This is a genomic window from Cellulomonas biazotea, from assembly GCF_004306155.1.
Lineage (GTDB): Bacteria > Actinomycetota > Actinomycetes > Actinomycetales > Cellulomonadaceae > Cellulomonas > Cellulomonas biazotea.
This window is the reverse complement of sequence record NZ_BIMR01000490.1, coordinates 1-897: the sequence shown is the minus strand read 5'-3', so window position 1 is coordinate 897 and position 897 is coordinate 1. Positions and strand designations below refer to the sequence as shown.

General features: G+C 80.9%; 1 pseudogene. It reads left to right on the top strand.

The features are described 5' to 3' along the window. Positions 1-135: 135 nt before the first annotated feature. Positions 136-897, top strand: a pseudogene (locus tag CBZ_RS20390) (hypothetical protein); the annotation flags it as partial.

Sequence of the window (897 nt, the reverse complement as noted above, 5' to 3'; positions counted from 1 at the left end):
CCGTCGGGCACCCGCGACGACCGTGGCGTGCCCGCCGCGGCCGGACCCTCGGCTCCCCGACCGGCGCGCACGGCACCCCCGCAGCGACCCGTCGGCGCCACGCTGCCTGCGGGACCGACCCCGCCCCGCCCGCCCGTGCGCCCCTCGGAGCCGGTCGCGCGCCCCGGCGGCGGGTGGAGCGTCCAGACGGTCCTCCAGGTGCTCGGCGCGGGGCTCCTCGCGACCGCGAGCATCGTCTTCCTCGTCTTCAGCTGGGGCCTGCTCTCGCTCGCGGCGCGCGCCGCGGCCGTCGCCGCCGGGACGCTCGTCGTCCTCGGCCTCGCGTCCTGGCTGCGCCGTCGCCGGCTCACGCAGTCCGCCGAGGCCGTCGGCGCGCTCGGGGCGGTCCTCGTGGGGCTCGACGCCTGGGCGGTGCACGCCACCGGGCTCGTCGGGTCGGTCGACGGGCTCGACTACGCCGCCGTCGCCTGCGCGGTCTGCGCGGTGGTCCTCGGCACGTGGGGGCGCCTCAGCGGCGTCCGCGCCGGCACGGTGGCCGCCGCGCTCCTCGCCCCGGCCGTCCCGGTCGTGCTGCTCCCCCACGCCGACGGCCCCACCGCCGCGACGCTCCTGCTGCTCGCCTCGACGGCGGTGTCCTCCGTCCGCTTCCTGCCCGGAGCGACGCTCGTCGCCGAACGGCGGACGCTCGGAGTCCTCGCGGTCCTGACGACCGCCACCGCGGCGGCGACCGCCCTCACGGCCGCCCTGTCGTCCACGGACCCGGCCTGGCACGCGGCCGGCGCGCTCACGGCCGTCGCCGTCGCGGCGCTCGGCCAGGCGCTGCCCGGGCGCGCCGTGGTCGACGGCCCGCCCCTGTCGACGCCCCGGCACGGCGCCGCGCCCTGGACGGACGTCGCC